Below are 21942 nucleotides of genomic sequence, written 5' to 3'. Positions count from 1 at the left end.
ATGCTTCCCCCTTATAGAAATCCGTTTTCTTGTAAAAAGCTTTCGGTCATTGAATTTGTTCGTTTTACAGGTTTAGAAATAAAGCGTTCAATATATTTACCAATCATGTCACACTCAATGTTTACGATGTCACCGGCATTCTTTTCTCCGATAACAGATTCACTTACTGTGTGCGGGATGAGTGAGATTGTAATGGAAGATTCGTCTATATCAAATATTGTTAAACTCGTTCCATCAACAGCAACGGATCCTTTATGCAAACAATAGCGCAATAATTCATCAGCGATAGCTATTTTGTAATAGACGGCATTATAGTGTTGTTTTTTACTTACTATCGTTCCGATGCCATCAATATGTCCTGAAACGAAATGTCCACCGAATCGTCCGTTTGCAGCCATTGCACGTTCTAAATTTACTTTACATTGCGGTTTAAGCATGCGAAGTGATGTTGATTGCATCGTTTCAGGCATTGCGTCTACTGTGAATGAAGTTGTTGTGAAACTCGTTACAGTTAAGCAAATACCGTTCACCGCGATACTATCACCTAAGTGAACATCTGATAAAATTTTATTTGCATGGATTGTTAACTTCATCGCTTCTCCGCTTTGTTGCATGTTTGCAATCGTTCCTAATTCTTCTACAATTCCTGTAAACATTCCGTCACCTCACTTTGGGCATGAGCAACAATCTTTATATCGTCGCCAATTTGTTTCATCTCTTGAATTTTCAAGGAAAGTGCATCTTGTAATGTTGAAAAACCATTGCCGCCAAATAAAGTAGGGGCATCTTTCCCGCCAATTAATTTTGGGCTTATATAAGTTACAATTTCATTGAAATTGTTTGTTTGTAAGAACCTTGCATGAACTGTTTGCCCACCCTCAACGAAAAGAGATAGGATTTGTTTTTCGCCGAGTAAATCTAAAATATCTTGTATTTCAATTTGCTTCGTTTTCATTTGGAATATCACTATATTTTCAGATTCATAAGAAGCTATTTTCTCTTTATTTACATCCTTACCAACAAAAATCCATGTCGGTGCTAAACCATCTGTTATGACATGAGAAGATGGTGGCGTTCGTAAATGAGTATCTAAAATAACGCGTATAGGATGTTTACCCCCGTTAGGAATTCTTGTTGTTAAATGCGGATTATCAGCTATAACTGTATTCACTCCAACGAGAATAGCATCATGTGTATGGCGGTATTGGTGAACATCAGCTCGTGCTTCTTCACCTGTAATCCACTTACTTTCACCAGTAACGGTTGCTGTTTTTCCGTCTAAGCTCATCGCTGTTTTTATTGTTACAAATGGACGTTTCGTTTTCATGTAGTGAAAAAAGTAGCGATTTAATAAAACTGCTTCTGCTTCCAGAACACCGGTAGTTACTTCGATGCCAGCTTCCTCTAATTTTCTTTTTCCGTTACCAGAAACGAGCGGATTGCAATCAAGAGCAGCAATTACAACCCGTTTGACTTCTTTTTTGATGAGCAATTCACAGCAAGGTGGTGTTTTTCCAAAATGGCTACACGGTTCAAGTGTTACATACACGGTGGCTCCTTTTGCTTTGTCACCAGCCATATGAAGAGCATGAACTTCTGCGTGTTCTTCACCAGCACGTAAATGAGCTCCCATACCGACGATGTTTCCGTCTTTTACAACAACAGCACCAACCATAGGATTTGGACTTGTTTGCCCAGATGTTCCTTCTGCTAACTGCAGGGCAATCCTCATATATTCTTGATCTGTCATTCTTTTCACCTCTCCTGAAAAAATCAAAAAACCTCAAGGACTTAATATCCTTGAGGTTTGGGAGACGTGATTTCTAGAAATATAGTTCGAATACGAAAGTATAGGAAAGAAACCTAACGATGATTGATATTTTTGCATAAGGAAAAAACCTAGCAAAAATATCAAATTTTTCAAGCGCTAGTCGTCTCTTTTTATTCCAGTATAGAAAGAAAAGTATACAAAATAAAACATATATATAGATTTGAATTGAATCTATAAAAATATGCATACTGAAATAAAAGTGTATTCGCTATATAAAATTACTAGAAAACATATCCTTCTCCCATCCAGACTATACTGTCGGCCCTAGAGTTTCACTAGATCCACCGTTTTCGAGTTGAAAACGGGTCACGGACTTAGAAGTTTGCACTTCATCACCGCCGGTTGGGAATTTCACCCGACCCCGAAGGATGTTGTTTGCTCAAATTATAGCACAAAAAAGAAAAAAGGCTAGTGAAAAATATTCGAATGTGAAGAATTGTGTGAAAATACAGGCGGTCTGGCATGGAGACAAAAGTATGAAAAATGTTGTAAGGAGAAGGGATGTAACGGAGTTGTAAAAAAGAAAAACATGCACAAAAAAATGTGCATGTCACATGTGAAATTATTCTGCCTCTGGTGCTCTAACAACAGATTCAAATTTTCCTTTATGCGAAGCATCGCAATAAGGCATATTTTTTGATAAACCACAACGGCATAAAGAAAATGCCGGTTTTGCTGGGAATACATTCCCTTGTGAATCAACTAATTCCACGTCCCCTGTAACGCGAAAAGAGCCATTATCATTTACTTTAATTTGTACTTTAGCCAACGCTATCCCTCCTTCCCAAACGCTTAATTTCATCATATAATCAAGAGAAGTACTTGACAATATGAAAAGAGCACTTTCTTTGGAAGAGAAGAGAGTGTTATAATGTTTTTTATAACTGACTAGAGTAAGGTGACGAAAGATGGATAAACAATTACGTACATTACGAAATATTGCAAATGAGCGCACGTGGGCATCATTTTTGAATGATAATCATCCATATAGTTTGTTGCACTGGTCCATTGCTGGTGTAGGACAAGAGTCAAAGGATGTTTGGTTACTGCAAGATGAGGTAACATTTCAAACGACAGAATTTCCAACGCTAGATGATGCAATAAAGTGGATTTCTGAAAATATGGAACAAGTTACAGACGTTTTAGCGCAATAAAAAAACAGGCTTATGCAAGCCTGTTTTTTGTTTCTTTTACATATGAGTTTAAAAATTGATCAATGGCTGCTTCATAATCTTCTTTATTTTCGTTATAAGAGCAAGCGTGTGCGCCGTGTTCTGCAATATAAAGTTGTTTATTATTCTCTTTTGCTTCATATAACGCTTTTGTCATATCAGCTAAAATATAATCGTCATCTTTACTATGAATAAAGAGAACGGGATTGTTAATGTTTTTTATACAATCGATTGGTGAAACTTCGCGAATCGTATAACCGTCACGCACTTTTAAGAAAGCATTTGCTAAAGGTAATAAAGGCCATTTCGGTAAATGGAATTCAACCTTTAAACGGTGCTGTAATTGTCCGTAGAAATCAGAGAAAGGACAATCTGCAATATAGAAGTCAGCACCATCTTCTACAAGTCCTGCGTACTGAAGAAGTGTTGCAGCGCCCATCGATTCACCATGAATACCGAGTGTTATATTTGTTCCAAAACGATCTTTTAGCCAGTCAACTACAGATTTTAAATCATGCTTTTCATAGTATCCATAGCTTGTTGTTTTTCCGCCAGTTTTACCATGACGACGATGATCATAAATAACGACATTATATCCTCTGTTTAAAAATAACCTTGCATATTTTACAGAGTTCATTTTATTTACAGTTACGCCGTGACAGAAAATCATAAACTTATTGGAATGACCAGCAGGAATGTAATATCCGTGAAGATCATATCCGAATTGCGAAGGAATATGAATTTCTTCTTTATGAAGAGCTTCAAAATCCTCTATACGAAAATGTTTTTTCGTTTCTCTTTCGAGTATTTCTTCCTCTGTTTTTTTCTTTAAGTACATCACCTTATTTGTAAAGAAAATCCCAAGGGCAGTTATCGCACCTAGTATAGTAAACAATGCTGCAAAAAAACGTTTCATACTTTACCTCATCCTCCAAATACCGTTACATGTGATACACTTATATTGTATCACAAGGATAGAAAAGGGGAGAAATAGGAAATGGTGCATATACAAAAAATTACGCCAGCGATGAAAGAAACAATTCGAATGTTCATGTGTGAGAACTGGGGGAGTTCATTGATGGTTTCACGTGGTAAGGGACATCAGTTAGAAGAGTTGCCAGGATTTGTTGCGCTCTCAGAAGACAGAATAATCGGAATTGTAACGTATGAATTGATCGGAAATATGTGCGAAATTGTATCGTTAGATAGCTTTGAAGAAAGAAAAGGAATAGGGACAAAACTTGTGGATTGTGTATTACGAGTTGCAGAAGAAGAACGGTGCAGGAAGGTTTGGCTTATAACAACAAATGATAATATGAATGCGTTACGTTTTTACCAAAAACGTAATTTTTTGATGACGAATTTATATGTAAATGCGGTGGAAGAGGCACGAAAAATAAAGAAAGAAATTCCGCGCATTGGGTATGATAATATCCCGATTTTACATGAAATTCAATTAGAATATAGTTTAGTGTAATGATGTAACAATTTTCAGAAATATAAATTATTAACCTTGACGAATATTGTAATTTAGGTTACCGTAAAATTGTAATCTATTACCATATTAAGGGGTGACGATGTGGCAACTATACGTGATGTTGCAAAATTGGCAGGTGTTTCAGTCGCAACCGTTTCACGAGTTATAAATGAAAAAGGATACGTTCATGAGGACACAGTAAAACAAGTAAAGGAAGCAATTGAGGAATTACGTTATAGGCCAAATAGTGCAGCAAAGCCACTATTTAAAGAGAATTCAACGATAATTGCATTACTTGTAGATAATCTATATGACCCATCAAACATCACTTTGCTACATTGTATTGAGGAAATAGCGTATAAAGAAGGATATCAAATTATTGTTTGTAATATAGAGAATAAAGATAGATACATACATATGTTGAAGGAAAATAACGTTGCAGGTGTTATTTTGACAAGATCCGTTTTTAAAAGTATAGGAGAAATCCCACTTCCGTTTGTTGTGATTGATGAAGAAAAATCTCATGCAAATTATTATGAAAGTGGCCAAAGAGCGGTCTCTTTATTAAAAGAAAAAGGTTGTCACTTTCTTGCTTATTTCGGTGAGGGCGAAGATAGTGAAGAAATGGAAGAGTACATATCAGGATTTTTAGACGCTGTTTGGGAGGAAGGAATCTCTTATCGAGAAGAATGTGTACAAGGGTATACGAATAAACAGTTTGTTACATTATTGCAAACTTATCCGTATATAGATGGAATTGTAACTTCAAGTGATAAGATTACCTTTGAGTTAATTCGAGCAGCAAAAAAATTAAATATCCGTATACCGGATAAATTGAAAATTATTGGACTGAACGGGAGTATAGACAGTGAGTGGGCAGGTCCGTCATTTATGCAAATGGAAAGTTGTATCGAAGAAAATGGGAAAATAGCATTGCAACAATTAAAGGGAAAAATAAAAAAGTAAAAGGTGCGTATAAAACGCACCTTTTATAATGTAATTGCGGCAATAAAGCCGAATATAAGTAACGGTATATTGTAATGTAAAAAAGTTGGTACACACGTATCCCATATATGATGGTGTTGACCATCAGCATTTAAACCGGATGTTGGTCCAAGTGTACTATCTGATGCTGGAGATCCTGCGTCTCCTAGCGCTCCGGCTGTACCGATAATTGCAATGGTGGCCATTGGACTAAATCCAAGCTGAATACAGAGAGGTACAAAAATTGTTGTTAAAATAGGGATGGTTGAAAAAGATGATCCAATCCCCATCGTAACGAGCAGTCCAATTACAAGCATAAGAAATGCAGCGAGTGGTTTGTTATTCCCAATTATATGTGCACTCGTTTGTACAAGAGATTCAACATGTCCTGTTTTTCGAAGAACAGCTCCGAACCCAGCGGCAGAAATCATAACAAATCCGATAAAGGACATCATACGCATTCCGCTTGTTAAAATTGCATCAGCTTCTTTAAGAGGTAGACTACCACTAACTGATAAAACGATAATCCCCGCTAGAGCGCCGAAAATCATTGATTCTGTTGCTAATTGAACAGTTAATGTAGCTAAGATAGATACTAGCCCGAAAGTAATGCTTCGTTTTGTATAGGGAACGATTTCATTTTCAGTAGTATGAATTTGTTCTGTTTCATACGTACGAGGTTTTCGGTATGTAATAAATACTGCCACACATAATCCGATAATCATACCGATTGCTGGAATGGTCATTGCTTTTGGAATAAGTGCGACATCAAATGTAAGACCGCTTTGCGCAGCATTTGTTTGTAATACGTCATGATAAATTTTTCCGAATCCTGCTGGAATCCACATATAAGGAGTAATCAATCCGAATGTAATAATACATGTAACAAGTCTGCGATCCACTTTCAGCTCATTTAATACTTTTAAAAGTGCTGGGATTAAGATGGGGATGAAAGCGATGTGAACAGGAATCACATTTTGTGAGAAACAAGCCATCGTTAAAATGATAAATAGAATAAGTATTTTAGAGTAAACTTGTTTTTTCGTGTCTTGTTCATTGCCAATCCACTTTAATGCAGTTTGAATCATAGCATCTGGAAGTCCGGTTTTGGAAAGAGAAATAGCGAAACCACCAAGCATTGCATAACTTAAAGCGATTGGAGCACTGTTTCCAAGACCAGTTGTAAAAGTGTTAATCGTTTCTGAAATACCGAGTCCACCGATAAGTCCGCCTGTTAAAGCTCCAACAATGATGGCGACAATGACCTGGACACGTAACAAACTAAGCAATAGCATAACTGCTACTGCAATGAGTACAGCATTCATAATAAATGTAATCTCCCCAAAATTTTATTGTGTTAAGGCAAGGAAATATGAATCACCTTGCTAGATTTATACATAGTTGCGACATATTATTATAAATTGTTTTTTATGAAATGTAAAAGAGCCTTTTGTTACTAATGGTGAAAAGCTAGCTCTTGTTTAATGGATTGTAAAGAACGAGCGAATAATTCTGGCTCTTCTAAATCGGGAGAATGTGCTGAATTTGGGAACCAAATCATCTTTTTTATCGGTGCTTCTATTACATCACAATATTCCTGAACGAGTGCATAAGGAGTTTGATAATCATAGCGACCAGAACAAAAATAAACTGGAATAGATAAACTCGTAATAGAAGAAAAGAAATCGACTGTCAACATTTCTTCCCATAAAACGCCAGATTTTAAATTTCCTGCGAGAAACTTGAACCAATCTAATAGTGTATATTCGGGAGAAAAGAAGCCTTTTCGTATGAAAGAAAAGGAAGATCCGTTTTGGATTGCACCTCCGAATGTGCCAAGCCATTTTCTTTGAATAATAAGGCGTCTCGTATCTAAAAATGGCGGTTTTCCTAATTTTAAAAGGGACGCTAATGCTTTTTTATGATTATATTTTTTTGCAGAACGAATTAAATGCTGATATAGTAATTCCTCGTTTTGTTTCATATGTACAATTTGCCCAATACCGATATAAGCCTCGATATATTGTGGATAATAGTGTGCTATGTTAAGCCCGATAATACTTCCCCAAGAATGACCAGCGAGAAATAGTTTCTGTTTATTGAATTTTTTAAGTACATATTGAATCACTTCTTTTGCATCGGAAATGAATTGTTCGATTGTAAAATTTGCTCCGAAATCTTTCATTGAAAAGGATTTACCTGCCCCGCGCTGATCCCAATTAATTACGATGAAGTGTTTCTCCAATTCTTTTTGAAAATGACGAATAAATCCGATTTGTGCCATGCCTGGTCCACCGTGACAGCATAATAAAATAGGCTGCTCTACGTTTTGCCCGCGCATAAGGAGAGTTTGTTTTCGGTTGTTAATCATAACGCTTTCCATCGTAGCGATACTATTAGGAATGAGTTTTTTATTTTCATTATAGAACTGCGGGGTATTGCTACGAAAAAGCATATTGAAAACCTCCTTTTCTAAAATCGTATGAATCGCACAGGCTATTCGTTTTGCATATACTGTTAGAAAATCATTGTAACATACCATACTAGTGTCATTTCAACACGGGAGGAGGGAAATTGTGACGATTGGAGAAATTATCGATTGTTTAAATAGGCGTGAATCCATCGCTATTATAGCAAAACGCCTTGAAATAAGCCCGTATACATTATCGAAGAAATTAAGATTGATTGGATACGAATATGATGGAGAACAGAAAAAGCGTATTTTTGTAGGAGATGGAGAAGAACCGCGTCACTTACAACTCCAAGAAGCGACAGCCCTTCAATATGCGAAAACGGATTATCAACTATTAATTTATGAACAATTACAAAGTATTTATGAGTTATTAAGAAAGAAAGAAGAAGTAATTGCGCCCATGATGAATATAAGTACAGAAAAAAAGAAACGTACCTTTTCTATTAATAAAGAAATATTAGCAAAACTAGACGTTATATCAGAATCGAAAGGAATTCAAAAATCTAAACTTGTAGAAGAGGCGTTACAACAATTTTTACAACAATATGATTTTAATAACACATCACATATTGATAAATAAAGAAAAGGATACTATGTTCATTGTAAGAACGAGTATCCTTTTTAGGTTTCACATATATGACGGATAAAAGGTTTATGTGTATCTTTTACGATGAAAAATTAAGATTGTTTATTATGAGTGTACTTAATTTGTTTTTTGAATTCTACCATCGATAATTGGCTGAATAGGTTCTTTTAATTGTTTTACGTAATCGACTAGCGCTTCAAAGTCGTTTGGACCAGTTTCTGCATTTTTACCATTTTTAAATGATACAAATCCATCACCGCCAGAAGCTAAAAAGGCATTTGCCACTACGCTATACGTTTTAGATGGAGATAATTCTTCACCGTTTGTTAAACGTATATTTGTAACTTTTTCACCGTTTGGTTTATTTGCATCCCACGTATATTGAATACCTGAAATTTGAAGCATTCTCGTCGTTCCTTTTTGCCATTGTTGATTTAAAATGTCACGAATATCTTGACCTGTTAAATCTACTTTAATTAATTGGTTTCCAAAAGGCTGAATGCCGTATAATTCGCCCCATGTAATATCGCCAGCATCTAAGTCATTACGAATGCCGCCCGGATTCATAAGTGCGATTTGAGTTTGCATCGTTTGGCGCTGGGCATCGGCAACTAAATTTCCAAGAGTGGACTCACCAGCATCATTTTGTTTACGGTCGATAGGTGCTGTAGATTTTCCGACAACTTCATTTACAAGCGGTGCAATTTTTTCCTTATATTGATCTAGTTTTTTCTTTACTTGTTTATCAGGTTCTACACCTTCATGGTATGTTGTAACAACTTCAGCTTTTTTCTTTACAATATCTTTTGTTTTACGATCAATTGTTACATCTACATCTGAGAAAGCCATTCCGTAAGAGTTCGCTTGGACGATTAGTTTATTATTTACAGTACCATTTACATACGTGTGACTATGCCCACCAAAAATAACATCAACTTCCGGATCTGTTTCATTTGCAATTCGAGTAAGGTCTCCATTTGTCACACCAGACTCATCTGTTGTTCCACCGACATGAGCAAGGACGACAATGGATTTAACGCCAAGACGCTTTAATTGCTGCGTTGATTTATTAATTGCTTCTACTTCGTCAGTGATTTCTACATTTTTAAGCATAGTAGGCATCACGACATTTGGTGTATCAGTTGTAACTACGCCAATGAATCCTACAGGCACACCATTTACCATTTTTACAGTAAATGGCGGTAAAAATAAGCGGCCAGTGGATTTATTATAGAAGTTTGCAGCGACATAAGGGAAATTTGCACCTTTGAAATTCCCTGTTTTTTCGTGATAGCCACCGTAAATGAGACGTTTCATTTCATCAATACCTTCATCAAATTCGTGGTTTCCGATTGTACCAACATCAAATTTTAAGTCATTTAAAAATTCAATCGTTGGTTCGTCTTGTAACAATGCTGAAACTGGTGGACTAGCTCCGACAATATCGCCAGCGTGTACGAGAAGTGTATTCGGGTTTTGCTTTTTACGTTCTTTTAAATAAGTAGCTAAGTAATCAGCGCCACCAGCTTCTTTGTTATTAATTTTTTTAACAGTATCTAGTTGTCCATGGAAATCATTAATACCAAGCATTTGTACGTCTATGTAGCGGTTTTGTTCAGCTGGAGTCTGGGATGGGGGAGCAGCAAATACGGTTGAAAAAGTAATGGTGCTTAAAACGGCAACAGCAGGAATGATTTTTTTCCACATAATCTAATTCTCCTTTTTTTATAATCTGACATCATACGACATAATTTTAATAGATTCATAGGATTATATCTAGATAAAAAAATAGTTTTTTCGAAAAATTAACATATTTACAAAAAGTGAATAATAGAGTAAAGGACCTTTTTTATTGTCGAGTTCATTGTGTATCTACTATAATGGAGAAAAAAGTAAAAGGTGAGCAGTATGAAGAAAAAGAAACAAAGACAAATGCAAAGACAAGCGCAAGTGAATCAACAAAAGAAAGAGTCGCTTACATTAGGTGATCAATTAAATGATTCACTCATGCAGCAATTAAAGAATAAGAAGAAAGAGTTGCAAGTGAGAGAAGAGGAAAAAGTGGCAGCTGAACAGGAAAGAAAGCGCCAAGAACAAAAAGAACGTGAAAAGAATAAATCATTTGAAGAACTGTTAAGTGAAAGTAACCTTACTTGGAAAGACTTTAAATAATAACGAAAATGATCAGTGAATAACGCTGATCATTTTTTTGACGAGCTTGTAAGAAAAGGGGAGTTAGAATGAGAAAAATTGTAGTTGTTCCGCATGAAAATCATTGGGGTGAAAAATTTCAAATGGAGGCTGAAAGATTAAAAGCGGCGATGCCAGAAAAGGTGAAGGTCCATCATATTGGAAGTACGTCGGTGCCAGGACTGGCAGCGAAACCAATTATAGATATGATTATGGAAGTAGAGAGTATCGACAGAGTAGATAGGTGGAATGAACGTTTTGAAGAGCTTGGCTATATCGTAAAAGGGGAGAATGGTATTTCAAGACGCCGTTATTTTATTCATGGAACGGAGGAAAAACGCTCGTATCACTTACATGTGTTTGAAAAAGGAAACCCTGAGATAGTAAGGCATTTAGCATTTCGTGATTATATGATGGCTCATTGTGAAGAAGCTGAGGCATATGCAACTTTAAAGAAAGAATTAGCTGAAAAGTATACATATGATGGTGCGTTATATTCGGAAGGGAAAACTGAGTTTGTACGTAATATTGATGAAAAAGCGAAGAAATGGATAGAAAATAACGTGAATGAATGAATTCGTATTATTGATGAATGTGTATAAATTTATTATGTAAACTGTACGTATGTTTTGACTTTTTGGTTGAATCTTGTTCAAATAAAGTGGTGGCTTATAAAAAAATGTAATAATGAAAGGGAGACGACTGTGCACATTCCAACAACTACACTTCATAATGGCGTAAAAATGCCGATGATTGGTTTAGGCGTTTATAAAGCGAAAGAAGGCGACGAAGTAAAACAAGCAGTAAAAACAGCGTTAGAAGTTGGATACCGTTCGATTGATACAGCAACTGTATATGAAAATGAAAGCGGTGTCGGAGAAGCGGTTCGTGAATCAGGGATTCCGAGAGAAGACATCTTTATTACAACAAAAGTTTGGAATGACGATCAAGGATACGAGGAAACACTTGAGGCGTTTGAGAAAAGCTTAAAAAAATTACAAATGGACTATGTAGATTTATATTTAATACATTGGCCAATAAGAGGGAAGTATGTTGATACGTACCGAGCATTAGAAAAACTGTATGAAGACGGTAAAGTGCGCGCGATTGGTGTTTCTAACTTCCATAAACATCATTTAGAACTGCTATTACCAAATTGCAAAGTAAAGCCGATGGTAAACCAAGTGGAACTTCATCCCATGTTAACACAATTTGAATTGCGTAATTTCTGTCAAGGTGAGCAAATTCAAATGGAAGCATGGAGTCCATTAATGAGGGGCGGAGAAGTATTTCAGCACCCGATTATTCAGGCCATTGCTACTAAATATGAAAAAACACCTGCGCAAGTTATATTAAGGTGGGATATTCAAAGCGGGATTGTGACGATTCCTAAGTCTGTTACACCATCTCGCATTCAGGAGAATTTTTCTATCTTTGATTTTTCATTAACAGAAGAAGAGATGACTCGAATTAATACGTTAAATCGTAATTTACATGTAGGAACGAATCCTGATAAATATGATACGTTATAAAAAGACGCTACCAGTATGGTAGCGTCTTTTTATCGGTGTAATGCGTACGTATTACATTTCACAATTTGCTGAAGCTGTGTATATTCTGCTGTTGTTAACTGTGTTTGTTTACTAGCTTGTACATTTTCTCGTAATTGCCCAATAGAGCTTGCACCAGGTATAACAGCTGCAACAGTTTCGTTATGTAAGCAATATTGAATAGCTGTTCCAGTTAAGGAGTTTTCTCCAATTATTTCTTTTACATTCGCAAGCGTCGCATATAATTCATCGTAAGAATAAGAAAGGTAATCTTTTTCTTTTACTCTTTCTATCTTTCTTGTATTGTTATCAGTTAATATTCCTTTCGCAAGTGGTCCGCGAGCAATAACGCTAATTTGATGTTCATTAAGAAGCTGGAACCATTCTTCAGGGCGACGATTCAAAAGGCTATATTCCATTAGAACACTAACGATATTTGAACGCTGTGCATATTCACGGATGACATTTGGACGTATAGAAGAAATACCGTAATGGCGAATGATACCTTCTTTTTTCAATTCTTCAAAGGCTTCAATTACTTCATCTATAGGATCTTCAATCGTCCCGCCGTGAAGTTGATAAAGATCAATATAATCAGTTTGAAGTCTACGTAAACTTTCTTTCACTTCAGCCTTTATGTAATTTTTAGAAGGATCCCAAGACCAGCCGTTTTTTTCTTCTGTCCATCGATTCCCAACCTTCGTTGTAAGGATAATTTGGTCTCGTTTTCCTTTTAAGGCTTTTCCAACAAATTCTTCGTTTAATCCATAATCATATAAATCCGCTGTATCAAAAAAATTGATTCCTAAATCGATTGCTTCATGAATAATACGCAGGGCTTCTTTTTCAGATGTACCGAGGGACATACAGCCAAGTCCCATTTCTGTCACAAATAAATCTGAGTTTCCTAATTGACGTTTTTTCATAGTTCAACCTCCTTCTCCTTATTCTTATTGTACGCAAGGGAAAAGAGGTTGACAAACGTTTACTTTTTACCCCGCTTTAACGGGCAGTAAGACTCCACCTCAAAATTTGGCTCCTGTGAGGAAGTTAGGCGGGAGATTAACTGCCCGTAAAAGCCCGATTGGTTCAACTAATAATCAGAGGGGGCCCCCTCTGATTAAAGTTTCACTTTAGTTGCTGTAATCCACTCTTGTACAGTTGTATACTCTTTGCCATATTGTTTTAGCTTATGGCGAATTTGCCATGCTTTTCCGACTAAAGTGACGCGATTTGGTAAAATATAAACTTTCATTTCTATCACGCTCCTTTCAATGTGGTAAAATGTATGAGGAAAGAATAGGAAATAGAACAGGGAGATGAAGTAGTATGAGTAATCTTGCAGAGAGAACAGTAAAAACTGAGCCGATTTTTGATGGTAGAGTTATAAAAGTTCGTGTTGATGATGTAGTATTACCAAATGGAGCAATGAGTAAACGTGAAATTGTAAATCACCCTGGTGCAGTTGCTATTATTGCTATTACTGATGAGGGGAAAATTGTGCTTGTTGAGCAGTATCGTAAAGCGCTTGAAAAGGCGATTATAGAAATTCCAGCTGGCAAGTTAGAGCCAGGTGAAAAACCTGAGGTGACAGCAGTTCGTGAATTAGAAGAGGAAACAGGTTATGTATGTGAAAATATGGAGCTTATTACTTCTTTCTATACATCTCCAGGATTTGCAGATGAAATTTTATATGTATATAAAGCGACAGGTTTGACGAAAAAAGAAAATAAAGCTGCGTTAGATGAAGATGAGTTTGTGGAATTAATGGAAGTATCATTAGAAGAAGCAACTACTCTTATGAAAGATCTTCGTATTCACGATGCGAAGACGATGTTTGCAGTACAATATTTACAACTACAAAAATAAACACTCGCCAAAGGCGAGTGTTTTTAATTAATTTTTGCATATACGCGTGCATCACGTAAGCTACCATCTGGTGCTATGAAATCATTTTCCATTGTACCTTCTAGAATAAATTCTAAACGTTCTGCTAAGTTACATGCATTTGTATTTGTTGCATCAATACGAATTTCAATTCTTCGAGCGCTTAGCTTATCAAAGGCAAATTGAATGGCACCTTTCACAGCTTCGGTCATATAGCCTTGTTTTGTATAAGCGCTATGTAGCCAGAAGTGAAGTGAAAACTTTGGAATATCCCAGTTTTCAGGCTTGAGCGTTATAGCTCCGATGAATGTACCAGATACTTTATCGTATAAGTGAAAATCAAGTGTTTCACGAAGTAAAAACTGTCCGTGAGCGTTACGAACGATTTCTTCAGCACTTTCTTCTGTTTCAGCGTTAATTGGCATCCACGGTACTAAGTCTTCTAGAGAAGCTTGTATTGCTTCATACACTTCTGCACCATCACCTGGAAATGGCTTACGAACCTGTAAGCGTTCAGTTTGAAATAATGTTGGAAAATCTAATAATAATGGTTTCAAGAGAAATCCCTCCTATTCTCTACTTTTTAGTTTAGCAAAGTAGAGCGGAATTTCAATGTTAATTCGTCATACTTTTTTCTTTCTTTCATACATTTTTAGTAAGAGTGTGAACGGAGGGAAGAAAAATGTGGAGAAAAACTTGGCAAGACCGTGTAATGTCTCACATACAGGAAAACTCTTCATTATATATATTTAACGCTGTTTTGTTATTGATGGGAGTAATATTTGGAGCGATTCTTGTAAATAGTTTACAATTAAATCAAAAACAAGATTTATCATTTTATTTGCAACGTTTTTTTGGACAAGTTTCTAAAGGAGAATTTGCTATTGCAGGCGAAATGTTTCGAGAAAGTTACTTTTCACAATTAAAATACATTGGATTTATTTGGATTTTAGGGATTTCAATTATTGGATTGCCACTCATTTTTATTTTATTATTTGCAAAAGGAGTAGTTGTCGGATTTACAGTAGGTTTCTTAGTAAGTCAGCATGGATGGAATGGATTATTATTAGCATTCGTTTCTGTATTGCCACAAAATCTCATTATCATCCCAGTATTTCTCGTTATGACAACAATTGCCGCAAGTTTTTCCTTACGCATGATTAGGCATCAATTTATCCGAAAAATAACTGAGCCGCTATTACCATTATTGATCCGTTATACATGCTTCTTTCTTGTAATTGGAGCGGTGTTAGCTCTTGCTTCAAGTGTAGAGGCTTATGCATCACCAGTTTTAATGAAAGAAGTCGTTGAGGCTATTAATAAACAATAAATACTTTATGAGAATAATTATCAATTTGTTTTTATTGTTTTTCTTTTGACAGAAGCCCTTCTTCTGATATAATGGTGTAAGAGTGGCGAGGAGGGAGTAGTACCGAATGGAAGAAAGAATTGAACGAATTAAGAAGCAATTACATGCAGCGAGCTACAAATTAACACCGCAACGTGAAGCAACAGTTCGTGTGCTGCTAGAAAATGAAGAAGATCATTTAAGCGCAGAAGATGTTTACCTCCTTGTAAAAGAAAAGTCGCCAGAGATCGGATTAGCAACCGTCTATCGAACTTTAGAACTATTATCTGAGTTAAAAGTTGTCGATAAGATTAACTTCGGAGACGGTGTTTCACGCTATGACTTACGCCAAGAAGGTGCGCAGCGTTTCCACCATCATTTGATTTGTACACAATGTGGTGCTGTACAAGAAATACAAGAAGATTTACTTGGTGAAGTGGAAAGGAAAGTAGAACATGACTGGAGCTTTAAGGTGAAGGATCATCGTTTAACATTCCATGGGATTTGTAAAAATTGTCAAGAAAATGAAACGGATGAAAAATAACCTTTTCCTATTTAACTAGGAAGAGGTTTTTTATTTGAATAAGGTATAAATTGGTGAAAGCTTGGCATATGTTGTAATAACTTATATTTTGGAGGAATTTACAATGCGCCGAGCTTTAAAATTAACTTTTGATGGGATAAAAGTATTTTTATTATTTACAAGTTGTACGATTTTGTTTTATTTCGCTATACTATGGATAAATGAAGAATATGAAAGCTATCATCGTTATGAAAAGCCAAAAGAAGAGACTGTAGAAAAAGTATCAGGGAATGAAGAGCCGGCAAAGGATGCTTTCGTAAATAGAATGATGTTTTTCTATGAAAATGGGGAGTAGTGTAGATTGGAAGATCAATTAAAAGATTTTATTCATTATATGGTTGTTGAAAAAGGACTAGCGAAAAATACAGTAGTATCTTATGAACGTGATTTAAAAAGTTATGTAAAGTATTTGCAAAATGTAGAACAAGCGAAAAGCTTTCACGAAGTGACACGCTTGCACATTGTTAACTTTCTGCAGCACTTAAAAGAAAACGGAAAATCTTCGAAAACATTAGCACGTCATATTGCATCGATTCGTTCGTTTCACCAATTTTTACTTCGTGAACGAGCGGTAGAGCACGATCCATCCGTACATATTGAAACGCCGCAAGGAGAACGGAAATTACCGAAAGTATTGTCAGTTGATGAAGTAGAGGCGTTACTGCAGACACCAAAAATGACGAGCGCTTTTGGGGTTCGTGATAAAGCGATGCTAGAGTTATTGTATGCAACAGGACTTCGTGTTTCAGAATTAATTGCATTAAATTTAGAAGATGTACATTTAACGATGGGATTTGTTCGATGCATAGGGAAAGGGAATAAAGAAAGAATTATTCCACTAGGAAGTTTAGCGACGGAAGCGATTCAAAAGTATATTGAAAAGGGAAGAAGAGAATTGATGGGGAAAAAAGTAGTAGATGCACTCTTTTTAAACCATCATGGCAATCGATTATCAAGACAAGGATTTTGGAAAATTTTAAAACGATTAGCGAAAGAAGCAAATATTGAAAAAGAGCTTACACCTCATACATTGCGTCATTCTTTTGCTACGCATTTATTAGAAAATGGAGCAGACTTACGTGCTGTGCAAGAAATGCTTGGACATGCAGATATTTCAACGACACAAATTTATACGCATGTTTCAAAAACTAGATTAAAAGATGTATATAAACAGTTTCATCCGAGAGCATAGGTACTATGCTCTTTTTTCATAGATTCAAAAGGCTATAGCACTTCACAGAAACTTCACAAACATTTCGTACATTGTTTTCAGCAGAAGACTAGAATATTACAATGTATTTCCTCTATACTAAATAAAGTATGAAGGAGGAAATGATGATGAAAAAACTTATTATGACTTTATTTATCGCGATGCTAGCATTGGCTGGCTGTAATACAAACAAAGAAGAACCGAAAAAAGAACAGAAACTAGAAGCTGTAAAAGTAGCAGTTCAAACAAATCCGAAAGAAATTAAACCTGGTGAAAAAACAGAAGTACAAGCACTTGTTACACAAGGAAAAGAAAAGGTAACAGATGCTGATGATGTAAAGTTTGAAATTTGGAAAGCTGGCGACGAAAAGCACGAGATGCTAGAAGGTAAGCATAAAGGAAAAGGTGTTTATGCTGTAGAGAAAACGTTCGAGACGGATGGCGTATACCATATTATCGCTCACACAAATGCGCGTGAAATGCATGTTATGCCAGAAGTAAAAGTGGCTGTAGGAAATGCGAAAGTAGAAGATGCGAAAAAAGAAAATAGTGATCATGGTGCAGGACATGGCGATCATAAAAGCGATACAATGATTCACCTTATGGCTGGTGACATAAAAGCAAATGCTGAATCAACAATGAAAGTTCATTTAAAACAAAAAGAAGAAGCTTTAACTGGTGCTGAAGTACAACTTGAGATTTGGAAAGATGGTGTGGAAAAACACGAATTCATTCCAGCAAAAGAAGGAAATAAAGGGGAGTATGAAACGAAACATACTTTCAAAGAAAAGGGTTCTTACAAAGTGAAAGTTCATGTTAAAAAAGGCGAATTGCATGAACATAAAGAAGAAACAGTAGAAGTAAAATAAAAAGGTAGCTCTTTAGAGCTGCTTTTTTTATTTTTATTCTGAAAATGATAAGTGGGAAAGAACAAAACCGCCACTGATTAAAATTTCACTTTATATGAAGAAATAAATCATAAAATGATTAGCACTTCTGTGCATAATGGATTACAATAGAAGTGTGAAGAAAATGAGAAATTCTACGAAAATGTATTAAAAAGAAAGCGTAAACATGTTATGATATCAGTATCAGATGTCTGACATCTGACTTAGAAAAAACTAGAAATGTTTTTGCGTCGTTTCAAGGTAAACGAAATAGGTTAGAGAATGATTTAAAGAAGTACTGTTTGATAATGAGAACGAAAGATAATTCTTATGGAGAACAGTTTCACTTTATAGCGTTTTGAACATACTACAAGAAGTAGAACTGAACTTATAGGAGGTCGCAGTTATGAATAAATATAAACGTATATTCCTAGTCGTAATGGACTCTGTTGGAATCGGTGAAGCACCAGATGCTGAACAATTTGGTGATTTAGGATCTGACACAATTGGTCACATTGCTGAACATATGAATGGGTTACAAATGCCTAACATGGTGAAATTAGGTCTTGGTAACATTCGTGAAATGAAAGGCATCTCTAAAGTAGAAAAACCACTTGGATATTATACAAAAATGCAAGAAAAATCTACTGGTAAAGATACAATGACAGGCCACTGGGAAATCATGGGTCTTTACATTGATACACCATTCCAAGTGTTCCCAGAAGGATTCCCAAAAGAATTACTTGATGAATTAGAAGAAAAAACAGGCCGTAAAATCATCGGTAATAAACCAGCTTCTGGAACTGAAATTCTTGATGAACTTGGTCAAGAACAAATGGAAACAGGCTCTTTAATTGTTTACACTTCTGCTGATAGCGTACTACAAATCGCAGCACACGAAGAAGTAGTGCCGCTTGATGAGTTATATAAAATTTGTAAAATTGCACGTGAATTAACGTTAGATGAGAAGTACATGGTAGGCCGTGTTATTGCTCGTCCATTCGTTGGTGAGCCTGGAAACTTTACACGTACACCGAACCGTCATGACTATGCATTAAAACCATTCGGCCGTACAGTAATGAATGAATTAAAAGATAGTGATTATGATGTGATTGCTATCGGTAAAATCTCTGACATCTATGATGGTGAAGGGGTAACTGAATCACTTCGTACGAAGTCTAACATGGATGGAATGGATAAGCTTGTAGATACATTAAATATGGACTTTACAGGTCTTAGCTTCTTAAACTTAGTTGACTTTGATGCATTATTCGGTCACCGTCGTGATCCACAAGGATACGGAGAAGCTCTGCAAGAATATGATGCACGTCTTCCAGAAGTATTCGAAAAACTAAAAGAAGATGATCTATTATTAATTACAGCAGACCACGGTAATGACCCAGTGCATCATGGTACTGATCATACACGTGAATATGTACCGTTATTAGCATATAGCCCAAGCATGAAAGAAGGCGGAAAAGAGTTACCACTTCGTCAAACATTTGCTGATATTGGTGCAACTGTAGCAGAAAACTTCGGTGTGAAAATGCCAGAATACGGAACAAGCTTCTTAAACGAGCTAAAGAAATAGGGGGATAAACAAATGAATCGTGAACTTATTACAAAATCAGCTTCATATTTAAAAGAGAAATTTCAAGAGACACCACAAGTAGGACTAATCCTTGGATCTGGACTAGGTGTATTAGCAGATGAAATCGAGAATGCAGTAACAGTACCTTACAGTGAAATCCCTGAATTCCCAGTTTCCACTGTAGAAGGCCATGCAGGTCAACTAGTATTCGGTACACTTCAAGGTGTAACGGTAGTAGCAATGCAAGGACGTTTCCACTTCTATGAAGGATATGATATGCAAAAAGTAACATTCCCAGTTCGTGTTATGAAAGAACTAGGGGTAGAAACAGTTGTTGTAACAAATGCAGCTGGTGGTGTAAATACATCATTCGAACCAGGCGATCTTATGTTAATTTCAGATCACATTAACTTCATGGGTACAAATCCATTAATCGGACCAAATGATTCTGAAATGGGTGTACGTTTCCCTGATATGTCTACATCATATACAGTAGAGCTTCGCGAAATGGCGAAACAAGTTGCAGCAGACTTAAATATTAAAGTACAAGAAGGTGTATACGTTGGAATGACAGGTCCTGTATACGAAACACCTGCTGAAATTCGTATGCTTCGTACACTTGGCGGAGATGCAGTTGGTATGTCAACAGTACCTGAAGTAATTGTAGCGCGTCATGCTGGTATGAAAGTACTTGGTATTTCTTGTATTTCAAATATGGCAGCTGGTATTTTAGATCAACCACTTCACCACGATGAAGTAATCGAAACGACAGAACGTGTTAAAGCTAATTTCTTAGCATTAGTAAAAGCAATCGTAAAACAAATGAAGGGGTGACCTCACAATGAGAATGGTGGACCTAATTGCAAAAAAACGTGACGGACATGCATTAACGACAGAAGAAATTAACTTTATTGTTGAAGGATATACAAATGGTGATATTCCTGATTATCAAGTAAGTTCACTTGCAATGGCAATTTTCTTCCAAGATATGAACGATCAAGAACGTGCTGATTTAACGATGGCAATGGTAAATAGCGGTGATACAATCGACTTATCAGCTATTGAAGGAGTAAAAGTAGATAAGCACTCAACAGGTGGCGTTGGTGATACAACAACACTTGTATTAGGTCCATTAGTAGCCGCTTTAGGTGTACCGGTTGCAAAAATGTCTGGACGTGGTCTAGGACATACTGGTGGTACAATTGATAAATTAGAAGCAGTTCCAGGATTCCATGTTGAAATCGAAAATGATGAATTCATGCGTCTTGTAAATGAAAACAAAATCGCAGTTATTGGTCAAAGTGGCAACTTAACACCTGCGGATAAAAAATTGTATGCACTTCGTGATGTAACAGCAACAGTAAACTCAATTCCGCTTATTGCAAGCTCCATTATGAGTAAAAAAATTGCTGCTGGTGCAGATGCAATTGTTCTTGATGTGAAAACTGGAGCAGGCGCATTTATGAAAACAGATGAAGATGCAAAACGTTTAGCAGAAGCAATGGTGCGCATTGGTAATAACGTTGGCCGTAATACGATGGCTGTTATTTCTGATATGAGTCAACCACTTGGTGAGGCGATTGGTAATGCACTTGAAGTACAAGAAGCAATTGATACATTACAAGGTAAAGGACCAAAAGATTTAGAAGAGTTATGTTTAACGCTTGGAAGTCAAATGGTATACCTTGCTGGACAAGCTTCATCTCTAGAAGATGCACGTGAGAAATTAATTGAAGTAATGAACAACGGTAAGGCGCTAGAATCATTTAAAACGTTCTTATCAGCGCAAGGCGGCGATGCATCTGTTGTTGATGATCCTTCTAAATTACCACAAGCACAATTTAAAATTGAAGTGGAAGCGAAGGAAGACGGTTATGTATCAGAAATCGTTGCAGATGAAATCGGAACAGCAGCAATGCTTTTAGGAGCAGGACGTGCGACGAAGGAATCTGAAATTGATTTAGCAGTTGGCTTAATGCTTCGTAAAAAAGTAGGGGACAGCGTGAAAAAAGGTGAATCCCTTGTTACCATTTACGCAAACCGTGAAAATGTAGAAGACGTAAAAGCAAAAATTTATGAGAACATGAAGATCTCTAAAGAGCATGTAGATGCACCAACATTAGTGCACGGCATCGTTACTGAATAATAAAGAAGGGCCAGGGAGTATTTCTCC

26 protein-coding genes and 1 riboswitch are annotated in these 21942 nt (G+C 36.2%); of the genes, 16 read left to right on the top strand and 10 right to left on the bottom strand.

The window, feature by feature from the left end:
- Positions 1 to 11 precede the first annotated feature (11 nt).
- The 3 genes from ribE to MR070_RS01920 all read right to left on the bottom strand — a co-directional run bounded on the left by ribE (position 12) and on the right by MR070_RS01920 (position 2600).
- Entirely contained in the window at positions 12 to 656 is a 645-nt protein-coding gene (gene ribE / locus MR070_RS01930) for a riboflavin synthase (protein ID WP_242260452.1), read from the bottom strand.
- Entirely contained in the window at positions 638 to 1750 is a 1113-nt protein-coding gene (gene ribD, locus MR070_RS01925; protein WP_139895866.1) for a bifunctional diaminohydroxyphosphoribosylaminopyrimidine deaminase/5-amino-6-(5-phosphoribosylamino)uracil reductase RibD, read from the bottom strand. The genes ribE and ribD overlap by 19 nt, the downstream gene beginning before the upstream one ends.
- A 310-nt stretch (positions 1751 to 2060) precedes the next feature.
- A riboswitch (FMN riboswitch) is annotated at positions 2061 to 2204 on the bottom strand.
- Positions 2205 to 2393: 189 nt separating this feature from the next.
- Entirely contained in the window at positions 2394 to 2600 is a 207-nt protein-coding gene (locus tag MR070_RS01920; RefSeq protein WP_001151582.1) for a CDGSH iron-sulfur domain-containing protein, read from the bottom strand.
- A gap of 139 nt (positions 2601 to 2739) precedes the next feature.
- On the opposite strand from MR070_RS01920, the gene MR070_RS01915 reads away from it, so the two are divergent.
- A complete protein-coding gene (locus MR070_RS01915; protein ID WP_000360809.1) occupies positions 2740 to 2985 on the top strand; it encodes a YqkC family protein in 246 nt (81 codons plus the stop codon).
- A 10-nt stretch (positions 2986 to 2995) separates the two neighbouring features.
- Here the strand turns inward: MR070_RS01915 and MR070_RS01910 are convergent, their stop codons facing one another.
- Positions 2996 to 3919 carry an alpha/beta hydrolase gene (locus tag MR070_RS01910; protein ID WP_242260450.1) on the bottom strand — a complete coding sequence of 308 codons (924 nt, stop codon included), beginning with the start codon at positions 3917 to 3919 and terminating at the stop codon, positions 2996 to 2998.
- An 81-nt stretch (positions 3920 to 4000) separates the two neighbouring features.
- On the opposite strand from MR070_RS01910, the gene MR070_RS01905 reads away from it, so the two are divergent.
- Together MR070_RS01905 and MR070_RS01900 are read left to right on the top strand one after the other, a co-directional pair.
- The gene (locus tag MR070_RS01905) at positions 4001 to 4480 is read left to right on the top strand and encodes a GNAT family N-acetyltransferase (RefSeq protein WP_000233414.1); all 480 of its coding nucleotides are present in this window, start codon (positions 4001 to 4003) and stop codon (positions 4478 to 4480) included.
- A gap of 102 nt (positions 4481 to 4582) precedes the next feature.
- The gene (locus tag MR070_RS01900; protein ID WP_242260448.1) at positions 4583 to 5446 is read left to right on the top strand and encodes a LacI family DNA-binding transcriptional regulator; all 864 of its coding nucleotides are present in this window, start codon (positions 4583 to 4585) and stop codon (positions 5444 to 5446) included.
- A gap of 23 nt (positions 5447 to 5469) precedes the next feature.
- Here MR070_RS01900 and MR070_RS01895 read toward each other — a convergent pair whose 3' ends face one another.
- Positions 5470 to 6789 (bottom strand): Na+/H+ antiporter family protein, encoded by a 1320-nt coding sequence (locus tag MR070_RS01895; RefSeq protein ID WP_000994774.1) that lies wholly within the window; start codon positions 6787 to 6789, stop codon positions 5470 to 5472.
- Between the two features lie 131 nt (positions 6790 to 6920).
- Positions 6921 to 7919, bottom strand: coding sequence for an alpha/beta fold hydrolase (locus MR070_RS01890; RefSeq protein WP_000898954.1), 999 nt, complete (start codon positions 7917 to 7919; stop codon positions 6921 to 6923).
- Positions 7920 to 8040: 121 nt separating this feature from the next.
- On the opposite strand from MR070_RS01890, the gene MR070_RS01885 reads away from it, so the two are divergent.
- The gene (locus MR070_RS01885) at positions 8041 to 8517 is read left to right on the top strand and encodes a ribbon-helix-helix domain-containing protein (RefSeq protein WP_000151910.1); all 477 of its coding nucleotides are present in this window, start codon (positions 8041 to 8043) and stop codon (positions 8515 to 8517) included.
- Positions 8518 to 8640: 123 nt separating this feature from the next.
- On the opposite strand, the gene MR070_RS01880 is transcribed toward MR070_RS01885, so the two are convergent.
- Positions 8641 to 10230 (bottom strand): bifunctional metallophosphatase/5'-nucleotidase, encoded by a 1590-nt coding sequence (locus tag MR070_RS01880; protein WP_074531973.1) that lies wholly within the window; start codon positions 10228 to 10230, stop codon positions 8641 to 8643.
- 201 nt (positions 10231 to 10431) lie between these two features.
- Between MR070_RS01880 and MR070_RS01875 the strand changes: the two genes are divergently transcribed.
- The 3 genes from MR070_RS01875 (at position 10432) to MR070_RS01865 (ending at position 12245) form a co-directional block, all read left to right on the top strand.
- Positions 10432 to 10695 (top strand): YqkE family protein, encoded by a 264-nt coding sequence (locus tag MR070_RS01875; protein WP_000727549.1) that lies wholly within the window; start codon positions 10432 to 10434, stop codon positions 10693 to 10695.
- A gap of 68 nt (positions 10696 to 10763) precedes the next feature.
- Entirely contained in the window at positions 10764 to 11288 is a 525-nt protein-coding gene (locus MR070_RS01870) for a GrpB family protein (protein WP_242260447.1), read from the top strand.
- A 129-nt stretch (positions 11289 to 11417) separates the two neighbouring features.
- Positions 11418 to 12245, top strand: a complete 828-nt coding sequence (locus tag MR070_RS01865) for an aldo/keto reductase (protein ID WP_044793852.1) — start codon at positions 11418 to 11420, stop codon at positions 12243 to 12245.
- Between the two features lie 29 nt (positions 12246 to 12274).
- On the opposite strand, the gene MR070_RS01860 is transcribed toward MR070_RS01865, so the two are convergent.
- Both MR070_RS01860 and mciZ read right to left on the bottom strand, forming a co-directional pair.
- Entirely contained in the window at positions 12275 to 13189 is a 915-nt protein-coding gene (locus MR070_RS01860; protein WP_044793853.1) for an aldo/keto reductase, read from the bottom strand.
- Between the two features lie 194 nt (positions 13190 to 13383).
- Positions 13384 to 13518, bottom strand: a complete 135-nt coding sequence (gene mciZ, locus MR070_RS01855; protein ID WP_000870300.1) for a Z-ring formation inhibitor MciZ — start codon at positions 13516 to 13518, stop codon at positions 13384 to 13386.
- A gap of 74 nt (positions 13519 to 13592) precedes the next feature.
- Between mciZ and MR070_RS01850 the strand changes: the two genes are divergently transcribed.
- Complete coding sequence (locus MR070_RS01850) at positions 13593 to 14132, top strand: NUDIX hydrolase (RefSeq protein WP_000067038.1); 540 nt, start codon at positions 13593 to 13595, stop codon at positions 14130 to 14132.
- A 23-nt stretch (positions 14133 to 14155) separates the two neighbouring features.
- On the opposite strand, the gene MR070_RS01845 is transcribed toward MR070_RS01850, so the two are convergent.
- Entirely contained in the window at positions 14156 to 14707 is a 552-nt protein-coding gene (locus tag MR070_RS01845; RefSeq protein WP_000803491.1) for a GNAT family N-acetyltransferase, read from the bottom strand.
- Positions 14708 to 14862: 155 nt separating this feature from the next.
- On the opposite strand from MR070_RS01845, the gene spoIIM reads away from it, so the two are divergent.
- From spoIIM to MR070_RS01805, 8 genes are all read left to right on the top strand, one after another.
- A complete protein-coding gene (gene spoIIM, locus MR070_RS01840) occupies positions 14863 to 15480 on the top strand; it encodes a stage II sporulation protein M (protein ID WP_223290733.1) in 618 nt (205 codons plus the stop codon).
- A 106-nt stretch (positions 15481 to 15586) separates the two neighbouring features.
- The gene (fur, locus tag MR070_RS01835) at positions 15587 to 16042 is read left to right on the top strand and encodes a ferric iron uptake transcriptional regulator (RefSeq protein ID WP_000392655.1); all 456 of its coding nucleotides are present in this window, start codon (positions 15587 to 15589) and stop codon (positions 16040 to 16042) included.
- 103 nt (positions 16043 to 16145) lie between these two features.
- Positions 16146 to 16376 (top strand): YqzK family protein, encoded by a 231-nt coding sequence (locus tag MR070_RS01830; protein WP_001250432.1) that lies wholly within the window; start codon positions 16146 to 16148, stop codon positions 16374 to 16376.
- 6 nt (positions 16377 to 16382) lie between these two features.
- A complete protein-coding gene (xerD, locus tag MR070_RS01825; protein ID WP_000390084.1) occupies positions 16383 to 17273 on the top strand; it encodes a site-specific tyrosine recombinase XerD in 891 nt (296 codons plus the stop codon).
- 143 nt (positions 17274 to 17416) lie between these two features.
- Complete coding sequence (locus MR070_RS01820) at positions 17417 to 18160, top strand: FixH family protein (protein WP_001993299.1); 744 nt, start codon at positions 17417 to 17419, stop codon at positions 18158 to 18160.
- Positions 18161 to 18584: 424 nt separating this feature from the next.
- Complete coding sequence (gene deoB, locus MR070_RS01815; RefSeq protein ID WP_001046082.1) at positions 18585 to 19769, top strand: phosphopentomutase; 1185 nt, start codon at positions 18585 to 18587, stop codon at positions 19767 to 19769.
- Positions 19770 to 19781: 12 nt separating this feature from the next.
- Positions 19782 to 20603 carry a purine-nucleoside phosphorylase gene (locus tag MR070_RS01810; RefSeq protein ID WP_001078446.1) on the top strand — a complete coding sequence of 274 codons (822 nt, stop codon included), beginning with the start codon at positions 19782 to 19784 and terminating at the stop codon, positions 20601 to 20603.
- Positions 20604 to 20610: 7 nt separating this feature from the next.
- Complete coding sequence (locus MR070_RS01805; protein WP_001243079.1) at positions 20611 to 21915, top strand: pyrimidine-nucleoside phosphorylase; 1305 nt, start codon at positions 20611 to 20613, stop codon at positions 21913 to 21915.
- Positions 21916 to 21942: the final 27 nt, after the last annotated feature.

Source organism: Bacillus cereus group sp. BfR-BA-01453, from assembly GCF_022662915.1.
Taxonomy (GTDB): domain Bacteria; phylum Bacillota; class Bacilli; order Bacillales; family Bacillaceae_G; genus Bacillus_A; species Bacillus_A paranthracis.
This window is presented reverse-complemented; position numbering and strand designations above follow the sequence as displayed.

Excerpts from the sequence above, each read along its gene's own strand:
- ribE (WP_242260452.1), bottom strand. The coding sequence starts at position 656 with ATGTTTACAGGAATTGTAGAAGAATTAGGAACGATTGCAAACATGCAA.
- ribD (WP_139895866.1), bottom strand. The coding sequence starts at position 1,750 with ATGACAGATCAAGAATATATGAGGATTGCCCTGCAGTTAGCAGAAGGA.
- MR070_RS01915 (WP_000360809.1), top strand. The coding sequence starts at position 2,740 with ATGGATAAACAATTACGTACATTACGAAATATTGCAAATGAGCGCACG.
- MR070_RS01910 (WP_242260450.1), bottom strand. The coding sequence starts at position 3,919 with ATGAAACGTTTTTTTGCAGCATTGTTTACTATACTAGGTGCGATAACT.
- MR070_RS01905 (WP_000233414.1), top strand. The coding sequence starts at position 4,001 with ATGGTGCATATACAAAAAATTACGCCAGCGATGAAAGAAACAATTCGA.
- MR070_RS01895 (WP_000994774.1), bottom strand. The coding sequence starts at position 6,789 with ATGAATGCTGTACTCATTGCAGTAGCAGTTATGCTATTGCTTAGTTTG.
- MR070_RS01890 (WP_000898954.1), bottom strand. The coding sequence starts at position 7,919 with ATGCTTTTTCGTAGCAATACCCCGCAGTTCTATAATGAAAATAAAAAA.
- MR070_RS01880 (WP_074531973.1), bottom strand. The coding sequence starts at position 10,230 with ATGTGGAAAAAAATCATTCCTGCTGTTGCCGTTTTAAGCACCATTACT.
- MR070_RS01875 (WP_000727549.1), top strand. The coding sequence starts at position 10,432 with ATGAAGAAAAAGAAACAAAGACAAATGCAAAGACAAGCGCAAGTGAAT.
- MR070_RS01870 (WP_242260447.1), top strand. The coding sequence starts at position 10,764 with ATGAGAAAAATTGTAGTTGTTCCGCATGAAAATCATTGGGGTGAAAAA.
- MR070_RS01860 (WP_044793853.1), bottom strand. The coding sequence starts at position 13,189 with ATGAAAAAACGTCAATTAGGAAACTCAGATTTATTTGTGACAGAAATG.
- mciZ (WP_000870300.1), bottom strand. The coding sequence starts at position 13,518 with ATGAAAGTTTATATTTTACCAAATCGCGTCACTTTAGTCGGAAAAGCA.
- MR070_RS01850 (WP_000067038.1), top strand. The coding sequence starts at position 13,593 with ATGAGTAATCTTGCAGAGAGAACAGTAAAAACTGAGCCGATTTTTGAT.
- spoIIM (WP_223290733.1), top strand. The coding sequence starts at position 14,863 with ATGTCTCACATACAGGAAAACTCTTCATTATATATATTTAACGCTGTT.
- fur (WP_000392655.1), top strand. The coding sequence starts at position 15,587 with ATGGAAGAAAGAATTGAACGAATTAAGAAGCAATTACATGCAGCGAGC.
- MR070_RS01830 (WP_001250432.1), top strand. The coding sequence starts at position 16,146 with ATGCGCCGAGCTTTAAAATTAACTTTTGATGGGATAAAAGTATTTTTA.
- MR070_RS01820 (WP_001993299.1), top strand. The coding sequence starts at position 17,417 with ATGATGAAAAAACTTATTATGACTTTATTTATCGCGATGCTAGCATTG.
- deoB (WP_001046082.1), top strand. The coding sequence starts at position 18,585 with ATGAATAAATATAAACGTATATTCCTAGTCGTAATGGACTCTGTTGGA.
- MR070_RS01810 (WP_001078446.1), top strand. The coding sequence starts at position 19,782 with ATGAATCGTGAACTTATTACAAAATCAGCTTCATATTTAAAAGAGAAA.
- MR070_RS01805 (WP_001243079.1), top strand. The coding sequence starts at position 20,611 with ATGAGAATGGTGGACCTAATTGCAAAAAAACGTGACGGACATGCATTA.